At 68.5% G+C, this 7,216-nt stretch carries 6 protein-coding genes, 1 other RNA gene and 1 pseudogene; 6 read left to right on the forward strand and 2 right to left on the reverse strand.

The genetic code is table 11. The features are described 5' to 3' along the window. Together NHG85_RS04500 and ssrA are read right to left on the reverse strand one after the other, a co-directional pair. A partial coding sequence (locus NHG85_RS04500) for a DUF1194 domain-containing protein (protein ID WP_253330223.1) occupies positions 1-328 on the reverse strand: 328 nt, incomplete at its 3' end. A gap of 91 nt (positions 329-419) precedes the next feature. Beyond that, positions 420-775: a transfer-messenger RNA gene (gene ssrA / locus NHG85_RS04505) on the reverse strand. Positions 776-901: 126 nt separating this feature from the next. Here ssrA and acuI point away from each other — a divergent pair. The 6 genes and pseudogenes from acuI to NHG85_RS04535 all read left to right on the forward strand — a co-directional run. After that, positions 902-1,891: an acrylyl-CoA reductase (NADPH) gene (acuI, locus tag NHG85_RS04510; protein ID WP_253330225.1), complete on the forward strand. Its 990-nt coding sequence runs from the start codon at positions 902-904 to the stop codon at positions 1,889-1,891. Positions 1,892-2,033: 142 nt separating this feature from the next. Continuing rightward, on the forward strand, positions 2,034-3,749 hold the full coding sequence (locus NHG85_RS04515; protein ID WP_253330227.1) for a BCCT family transporter: 1,716 nt from the start codon (positions 2,034-2,036) through the stop codon (positions 3,747-3,749). Between the two features lie 118 nt (positions 3,750-3,867). Continuing rightward, positions 3,868-4,992 (forward strand): mechanosensitive ion channel family protein, encoded by a 1,125-nt coding sequence (locus tag NHG85_RS04520; RefSeq protein ID WP_253330229.1) that lies wholly within the window; start codon positions 3,868-3,870, stop codon positions 4,990-4,992. A 49-nt stretch (positions 4,993-5,041) separates the two neighbouring features. Then, positions 5,042-6,454, forward strand: coding sequence for a cryptochrome/photolyase family protein (locus NHG85_RS04525; protein ID WP_256500116.1), 1,413 nt, complete (start codon positions 5,042-5,044; stop codon positions 6,452-6,454). Positions 6,455-6,596: 142 nt separating this feature from the next. Next, positions 6,597-7,037 carry a TrgA family protein gene (locus NHG85_RS04530; RefSeq protein WP_253330234.1) on the forward strand — a complete coding sequence of 147 codons (441 nt, stop codon included), beginning with the start codon at positions 6,597-6,599 and terminating at the stop codon, positions 7,035-7,037. Beyond that, positions 7,034-7,216 (forward strand): annotated as a pseudogene (locus tag NHG85_RS04535) (hypothetical protein); the annotation flags it as partial. The gene NHG85_RS04530 and the pseudogene NHG85_RS04535, both read left to right, overlap by 4 nt.

Here is a 7,216-nt window from a genome sequence, read left to right on the forward strand (position 1 = left end):
CCATCACGAAGGCGCGCGGCGTGGCGCGGACCTGCCGCGAAAGCCGTGAGAGCGCGGCCCTGTCGCGCGGTTGGGTCCAGTCGAAGACGACGCGCTGCTGCCCCGCGGCGGACCATTGCAGCACCGCCAGCGCCACATCGCCGCCCAGCACCGCCTCGATCACCGCCGGGTCCTCCATCGCGTCGGCCAGCCCGTCGACCTGCAGCCGGTACTCGGCCTCGTCGACTGAGTTCGAGACATCCATCGCCAGCACCAGCGCCGTTTCGCAAGCGCGCGACATCGCGGGCGACAGCGCGCAGGCGAGGGCGATGAACAACAGCCGGGCCATGGCGCCCATGCTGCACCGGCCCGCCCGAAGCTGGCAAGAACCGTCTCCCGCCACGGATTACGCGCGGCGTGACTTCGCTGAATTGGGGGGAAGTGCAGGCTTCTGTTGCCAGGTGCCTGCGAACCCCGCCTAACGCGGCTAGGCGCTAGGACTTAAGTTTCGGCGGACCGAGACTGCTTAAGCAGCCACAGCCATTGCCGGAGCACGGTTGTCGTTGGCAACTGTACAATTTTGGACCGATATCGGTGGTACCTCACCGAGACAAAGCAGACCTCTTTACACGTTCGTCGATCCTGTTTCGGCCCCATCTGCCCCCAACGAGGGATGTATGGTGGAGCCGCCGGGTACCGCCCCCGGGTCCGATCCGCTTATTACAGGCGCGTTTATGTCCATAGTCCCCGAAAGGACATGGCAGATATAGGCGCGCGGGGCGGCGTTGAAAAGGGGGGCGGGCGCGAAACAAGGCGGGGTTTCGCTTTCGGCTGTCATCACCCGCGGGCTCTCCCGATTGCGCCGCCGGGCGCGACGTGCATCATGACCGCCGAGACGATGTTGCCCCGAGGGAGGATGCTCATGTTCAAGGCGCTTTTGGTCGAAAAGGACGAGGCGGGGGCGACCCATGCCTCGGTGCAGGAGCTCGACGACGCGCGGCTGCCCGAGGGCGAGGTGACCGTTGCGGTCGAATATTCGACGCTCAACTACAAGGACGGGCTGTGCATCGGGCCGGGCGGCGGGCTGGTGCGGCAGTATCCGCATGTGCCGGGGATCGATTTCGCGGGCGCGGTCGAGACTTCGGACGATGCGCGCTACAAGCCCGGCGACAAGGTGGTGCTCACCGGTTGGCGCGTGGGCGAAGCGCATTGGGGCGGCTATGCCACCCGCGCGCGGGTCAGGGCCGACTGGCTGGTGCCGCTGCCCGAGGGGCTCAGCACGCGCGACGCGATGGCGGTGGGCACCGCCGGGCTGACGGCGATGCTCGCCGTGATGGCGCTGGAAAAGCAGGGGTTGAAGACCGGGCAGGGGCCGGTTCTGGTCACCGGCGCGGCGGGCGGCGTCGGCTCGGTCGCGACCGCGATCCTCGCCTCATTGGGTCATGAGGTCGCCGCCGTCACCGGGCGGCCCGAGACCGAGGACTACCTGCGCGATCTCGGCGCGGCCTCGATCGTGCCGCGCGCCGAGATTAACGAGACCACGAAGAAGCCGCTCGAAAGCGAACGTTGGGCGGGCTGCGTCGACGCGGTGGGCGGCGCGATGCTGGCGCGCGTTCTGGGGCAGGTGAACTACGGCGGCTCGGTCGCGGCGGTGGGGCTCGCAGGTGGCGCCGATCTTCCGGCCAAGGTGATCCCCTTCCTGCTCAGGGGCGTCAATCTCTTGGGCATCGACAGCGTCATGCAGCCCTATGACAACCGCGTCGAAGCCTGGAAGCGGATCGCCCGCGACCTGCCGATGGAGAAGCTGCGCGCGATGATCCGCCCCGCGCGGCTGGGCGACCTGCCTGAGCTGGGGGCGGAAATCCTTAAGGGGCAGGTGCGCGGCCGGGTCGTGGTCGACGTCGCGGGCTGACCGCCCACGACGTTTGTCGTCCCCCGGGCACGCGGCGCCCCTCGGGGTCGCAATCCGTGCTGGCATGTGACAGACGCACGAATTCTTGACCTTGGCCCACCGGGCCTAGGTCTTCGTGTGACAACTTGCATTGGGGGTGACGATGACGACGCCGGATACCGATCCAGACGCGGCAGAGACGACACGTCTCATAGACGAGACCGACTACGAGGTCGGTCAGGACAACATCCAGAAACAGATCGGCCCCTTCGGCCTCGACATCCACAACCCGGTCTTCCTGATCGCGGGTCTGGGCATCGTGGCCTTCGTGCTGGGCACGCTGATGGTGCCAGAGGCCGCGACCGACCTGTTCAAGGGCGTGCAGAACTGGCTCACCGCGAATTTCTCGTGGTTCTTCATCCTGGGCGGCAACATCTTCGTGTTGTTCGGCCTGCTGCTGATCGTGACGCCCTTGGGCTCCGTGCGCCTTGGCGGTGCCTCGGCCCGGCCCGATTACGGCTATGCGGGCTGGTTCGCGATGCTCTTCGCCGCCGGCATGGGCATCGGTCTGATGTTCTACGGCGTCTCCGAGCCGCTGACCCATTTCTCGACCTCCTTCGCCGAGGGCGCGGGCAGCCCCGAAAGCTGGGCGCCGCTGGCGGGCGCCACGGGCGACGCCGAGGCCGCGCGGCAGCTCGGCATGGCGGCGACGATCTACCACTGGGGTCTGCACCCTTGGGCGATGTATGCGGTGGTGGCGCTGGCGCTGGGCCTGTTCTCCTACAACCAGGGCCTGCCGCTGACGATCCGCTCGGCCTTCTACCCGATCTTCGGCGACCGGGTCTGGGGCTGGACCGGCCACATCATCGACATCGTCGCGGTCTTTGCCACGCTGTTCGGCCTCGCCACCTCGCTGGGCTTTGGCGCCGAGCAGGCGGTCGCGGGAATGGATTTCCTTTTCGGCACCGGTGACACGGCCGAGAACACCCGCGCGGTGTTCGGGCTGAGCTACAACAACCCGCTGCTGAACCCCGAGGGCGACGAGATCGGCCGTTCGGGCGCGGGGCTCAAGATCCTGCTGATCCTCGGCATCACCGCCGTGGCGACCGTGTCGGTCATGGCGGGTCTCGACGGCGGCGTGAAGCGCGCCTCCGAGATCAACATGGTGCTGGCCTTCGCGCTGTTGCTCTTCGTGCTCTTCGTCGGCCCGACCGGCACCATCATCAGCACCTTCTTCGCCTCGCTCTGGGCCTATGTCACCAACTTCCCGGCGCTGAGCCAGCCCTTCGGGCGCGAGGACGCCAACTTCAGCCAGGGCTGGACCGCGTTCTACTGGGCGTGGTGGATCTCCTGGTCGCCCTTCGTCGGCATGTTCATCGCCCGCGTCAGCCGCGGCCGCACGGTGCGCGAATTCATGATCGCCGTGCTGCTCGTGCCCTCGATGGTCTGCGTGCTGTGGATGAGCGTCTTCGGCGGCACCGCGATCACCCAGGTGGTGCAGGACAACTTCATGGGCGCGGCCGAAGCGGCGCTGCCGGTGCAGCTGTTCGAGATGCTGAGCCAGCTGCCGCTGTCGACCATCACTTCGCTGATCGGCATCGTGCTGGTGATCGTGTTCTTCGTGACCTCGTCCGACTCCGGTTCGCTGGTCATCGACACCATCACCTCGGGCGGCAAGGTCGACGGTCCGCTGCCGCAGCGCATTTTCTGGTGCGTGTTCGAGGGCCTCGTGGCGATCGCGCTGCTGCTGGGCGGCGGTCTGGCGGCGCTGCAGGCGATGGCGGTGGCCACGGGCTTCCCCTTCGCCTTCCTGCTTCTGGTGATGTGCGTGGCGATCTTCATCGCGCTGAAGAACGAGCGCAAGAACCCGACGCCGTGAGGCGAGGCGCGGCGGCCCCCATGCCGGGGCCGCCGCGCATGGCCGGTTCTCGCCGCAGCGCGGCGAAAACGCGGGCGAGGGGTTTTCGGCGCGAGACGCGCCTCTATCATCCCGCCCCATGATGCTGATCCAGAATATCTCCGACATCGGCCTCGGCTGGCTTCCGGCCTGGGCCGTGATCCTGATCGACTTCGGCCTTGCCATCGCGCTGGCCTGCCTCGTGCATGCGTTGGTCTTTGCCGGGCTGCGCCGTCTGACGCAGGGCAGCGATTTCTTTCGCCGCGAACTGGTCGCCAGGATCCGCGGCCCGGCGCGCCTCGCTCTCATCTTCCTGTTCATCGCGCCCGCCGCGGCCGTGGCGCCGCTCTCGCCATCCGACGAGCAGGGGCTGCATCACCTCGTGCTGGTGGGTACGATCCTGCTTCTGGGCTGGATCGCGCGGGTCGTGCTCGATGTCTGGGCCAAGATACACCTGCGCCGCTTCGCCCTCGATTCCGAGGATAACCTGCTCGCGCGCAAGCATGTGACGCAGACCAAGATCTTCCTACGCGTGGCCTCGGTGCTGATCACCATCGTCGCCATTGCCGCGGCGCTGATGACCTTCGACGAGGTGCGCCAATACGGCGTGTCGCTTCTGGCCTCCGCCGGGGCGGCGGGCATCGTCGCGGGCCTCGCGCTGCAATCGGTGCTCAAGAACATCTTTGCGGGCATCCAGCTTGCCATGACCCAGCCGATCCGCATCGACGACGCGTTGATCGTCGAGGGCGAATGGGGCAATGTCGAGGAGATCACCTCGACCTATGTGGTGATCCGCATCTGGGACTGGCGACGGATGATTGTGCCGCTGAGCTATTTCATCGAGCAGCCCTTCCAGAACTGGACCCGCGAAAGCTCGCAGCTGATCGGCACGGTGATGATCTATCTCGACCATTCCGCGCCGGTGGACCGGATCCGCGACAAGGCGCGCGAGATCGCCGAGGCCAGCACGCTGTGGGACGGCGGCGTGTTCAACCTCGCCGTCACTGATTTCCGCGAGCGGGTGATGGAGGTGCGGGTGCTGGTCTCGGCGCGCAACGCGCCGCGCGCCTTCGACCTGCGCTGCGAGATGCGCGAGAAGCTGGTCGCCTGGATCCAGGCCGAGATCCCGCATGCCCTGCCGCGCACCCGCGAGGAGCTGACCATCGGGACCGCCCGGGGCCACGAGGCCGAGCATCCGGGGCTGGCGGCGCAACGTCGCGCTTGATGAACCGCGCGGGGCGCTAGCTCGCATGGGGACCACGCGAGGAGTGCCCATGACCGCCCCGATCCTGATCTGGCTGCGCCGCGACCTGCGGCTTGCCGACCATCCGCTTCTGACCGAGGCCGTGGAAACCGGCGCGCCGCTGATCCCGGTCTTCTTGCATGACGAGGTGGTCGAGGGGCAGGGCGCCGCACCGCGCTTCCGCCTCGGGCTCTCGGTCGAAAGCCTCGCCCGCGATCTGGAGCGGATCGGCTCGAAGCTGGTGCTGCGCCGGGGCGGGGCGCTGGGCTGCCTGCGCGACCTCGTGCGCGAAACCGGCGCGCGCGCCGTCTGGTGGAGCCGCGCCTATGACCCCGAAGCGCGGGCGCGCGACGCCGAGGTGATGAAAGGGCTCGACGCCGAAGGCATCGAGACCCGCGACTTCGAGGGCCACCTGCTGTTCGAGCCCGAAAGCGTCGAGACCAAGACGGGGGGCTACTACAAGGTCTACACGCCCTACATGAAGGCCACGCGCGACCGCGATCCGGGCGAGCCGCTGCCCGCCCCCGCGCGGCTGCCCGCGCCCGAAAGCTGGCCCGAGAGCGAGCGGCTGGAAGACTGGGACATGGGACGCGGCATGAACCGCGGCGGTGCGGTGGTGGCGAAATACTGCGTTGTTGGCGAACGGGCCGCCCGGGATCGGCTGGATCGCTTCATTGCCCAACGTGTCGAGGATTACGCCATCGCCCGCGACAGGCCCGACATCGAGGGCACCTCGGACCTGTCGGAGAACCTCACCTATGGCGAGATCTCGATCCGCACCTGCTACCGCGCGGCGCTGGCCGCGCGCGAGGCGGGGGCCGAGGGGGCCGAGCATTTCCGCAAGGAGCTCGTGTGGCGCGAGTTCGCCTATCACCTCCTGCACCACACGCCCCGGCTCATCTCGCGCAACTGGCGGGCCGAATGGGACCGGTTTCCGTGGTCCGAGGACGCAAACAGCCCCGAGGCCACGGCGTGGAAGCGCGGCCGCACCGGCATGCGCTTCGTCGATGCCGCGATGCGCGAGATCTATGCCACGGGGCGGATGCACAACCGCGCGCGGATGATCGTGGGCTCCTACCTGACCAAGCATCTGATGACGCATTGGAAGATCGGGCATGACTGGTTCGCCGACTGCCTGATCGACTGGGACCCGGCCAACAACGCGCTGGGCTGGCAGTGGATCGCGGGCTCCGGCCCCGACGCCGCGCCCTATTTCCGGGTCTACAACCCCGAAAGCCAGCTGGCGAAGTTCGACCCCGACGGCGCCTATCAGCGCGCCTGGATCGCCGAAGGGCAGGAAAGCCCGCCCGAAACCGCGCTCGATTTCCTCGCCGCCGCGCCGCGCAGCTGGGGGCTCTCGGCGGAGATGCCCTATCCCGACCCCATCGTGGATGCGGGAGAGGGGCGGGCGCGCGCACTCGATGCCTACCGCGCGCGTGATTGAGCCGTATGGGACGCAGGCGGGCCGGGCGATGCCGTTTTCCGACGCTCGGGGAAAAATCCGGCCCGGCGGGGCGGCCCCGGCTTTCGTTCGGATCACGCCGGCGTTACCCAGAACGGGACAACCGCCCCGGGGAGCCATCCGCATGCCAACTGCCGCCAAGCTCGTCGGAAGCCTGCTCTTTGCCCTGCTGGGCTTTCTCGTCACCCGGCTGGCGGAGCCGCTGATGGAGGGAATCTTCACCGTCCCCTCCGCGGCCACGATCAACGCGGCGATCGGCGCGGGCGTGGGCTGGTTCATCGCCGGGCGGCGCGCGGGCGGGGGCTGGCGCGCCGGGCTCGACAACGGGCTGACGACGACGATCTGCGGCCTGCTCCTGACCCTCGCGGTGCATGGGGCGATCTTCATGCTGCGCACCGCGATGCGCGGGCGCTACCGCGATCCGATGGATGCGCTGGAGGCGATGGCGACCTACTGGATCACCGTCGCGGTGCGGCTGGCGGTGCCGCAGATCGCGCTGCTGCTGCTGCTGGGCGGCCTCGCCATCGGGCTCGTGCTCGAAATGACCAAGGCGCGGGCCTCGTGAGGAACGGGGCGCTGTTTCTTGCCGGTCCGCTGGCCGAGCCGGGCGTCTTCGGCGCCGTGACGGGGTGCGAGGAGACCGGCGCGCCCGCGCGCCTGCGCGACCATGCGCTGATGGGGCGGCCGAAGGCACCGGCGGCCGTGCCACGCAGCGGCAGCGCGATCGAGGGGCGGCTCGTGCCC

This window comes from Limimaricola litoreus, assembly GCF_024159025.1.
In the GTDB taxonomy this organism is placed as follows: domain Bacteria; phylum Pseudomonadota; class Alphaproteobacteria; order Rhodobacterales; family Rhodobacteraceae; genus Limimaricola; species Limimaricola litoreus.